Origin of the sequence: Cryobacterium sp. 10I1 (assembly GCF_035019805.1) — a bacterium.
GTDB classification, from domain to species: domain Bacteria; phylum Actinomycetota; class Actinomycetes; order Actinomycetales; family Microbacteriaceae; genus Cryobacterium; species Cryobacterium glucosi.
In genome coordinates this window covers 1-1450 of record NZ_JASJVF010000454.1, presented here as the reverse complement: position 1 = coordinate 1450, position 1450 = coordinate 1, and the positions used below count along the sequence as shown (strand labels likewise).

2 protein-coding genes and 1 pseudogene are annotated in these 1450 nt (G+C 68.7%); all 3 read right to left on the bottom strand.

Going from position 1 to position 1450, the window contains the following annotated elements; translation table 11 throughout:
• The coding region (locus QN345_RS19020; protein ID WP_323509111.1) for a LacI family DNA-binding transcriptional regulator at positions 1-275 on the bottom strand (275 nt) is incomplete at its 3' end.
• A 100-nt stretch (positions 276-375) separates the two neighbouring features.
• The gene (locus tag QN345_RS19015) at positions 376-1068 is read right to left on the bottom strand and encodes a cyclase family protein (protein WP_134446756.1); all 693 of its coding nucleotides are present in this window, start codon (positions 1066-1068) and stop codon (positions 376-378) included.
• A pseudogene (locus tag QN345_RS19010) lies at positions 1065-1450 on the bottom strand (amino acid permease-associated protein); the annotation flags it as partial. The pseudogene QN345_RS19010 and the gene QN345_RS19015, both read right to left, overlap by 4 nt.

Below are 1450 nucleotides of genomic sequence, written 5' to 3'. Positions count from 1 at the left end.
TCCTGGATCGCGGCGATGCTGCTCGCGGGGCCGTACTGGGCCCCGGAGGCCGACAGCACGCCGATCGTGCGCGATCGCCCCCTCGACAGCGCCCTGGCCGCCCGGTTGGGTCGGTATTGGAGCTCCTCGATCACCTGCAGCACGCGGGCCTTGGTCGAATCTCGGATGCTCGGGTGATTGTTGAGTACTCGCGACACCGTCTGATGCGAGACTCCGGCGAGGCGTGCAACGTCCCGGATGCTGGGAGCCCGACCAGTGGGCAGTTCAGCAGTCATCGGGGCCTCGTCTATGAGCACGGTCACAAAGAAATTACGCACCCCCAGTATGCACCGCCGGGGAGGCGCGATGTGACCGTCACATAGCGGGAATCCGGCCTCAGCCGACCGGGCCGGGTACCCGCGCGAATGCCCGCACCGGGAAAGTGCCGAAGCCCTCGATCTTCGGAGGTACCGCCGAGAACGTCCCGCCGGAGGCCGGTACGTCCCCCAGCCCGGTGAGGTGCTCGACGACGTGGATGCCGGCAGCGAGCAGGGCCGAATGGGCGGGCCTCTCCCCACTCCCCTCGGTGTCGTCGATGTTGAGCGAGTCGATCCCGACGAGGGCGACGCCGGCACCGACGAGGAACCCGACGGCGTCTTCGGCCAGGAAGGGAGCCCCCGCCCTGTACTCCGGGGTGCCGAAGTGGCGGTCCCAGCCGGTGTGGATCAACACGGCCGAACCGGCCAGGCCGGAGCCTCGCTCGGCGAATGCCGCTGCGGGAATGCCACGGGCCGCAGCATCCGTCAGATGGAATACCTCGGCGGGGAGGTCGACGAGGGTATCGAGGTCGAGGCCGGCGAGATCCGTTCCACCCTCGTACCGGTGGTACGGACTGTCGAGATACGTGCCCGTGTTGCCGATCAGGGTGATCACGTCCATGGTGAATTCGGTGCCGGGCGCGTAGGCCGAGCGCGAGGCGGCACGGGTGAGGAAGGGCTCGATCACGGGAGCCGGCAGCCCCGGGTACGTCACGAGGCCCGCCCGGATGGTGTGGCTGAGATCGATCAGGCGGGCACGGGCGACGGTCATGTGTTCTCCTGGGCGGTTCGGGTTGGGCGGGGACGTGTTGAGCGAGCGCTTCCGGGCGAATGTTCGGGTGTACGGGAGCGCAGGGGGTTCGTCCGGCGCTTCTTGACCCGGCCGATGACGACGGCGACGAGGGCGAGCACGGCGGGAACGAGGAGGTTCGGGCCCGCGAGCACGAGCAGCGCGCCGGTGAGGGCCACGCTGACCGCTGCGAGCCACCAGCCGAGGCTGTAGCGGTCCAGGAGGCGCACGGCGGCGATCATGCCGAGAGTGTAGATCGCGACCATGGAGCTCGTGTGGATCAGGATGAAGACCGACAGGGGCAGGTGCTGCGTCACCATGATCGTGAAGTACCCACCGGTGAGCACGGCGACCACGGAGAGGC

What these genes read in the sequence shown, in the direction of transcription:
- QN345_RS19015 (WP_134446756.1), bottom strand. Translation starts at nt 1,068, where the DNA reads ATGACCGTCGCCCGTGCCCGCCTGATCGATCTCAGCCACACCATCCGG.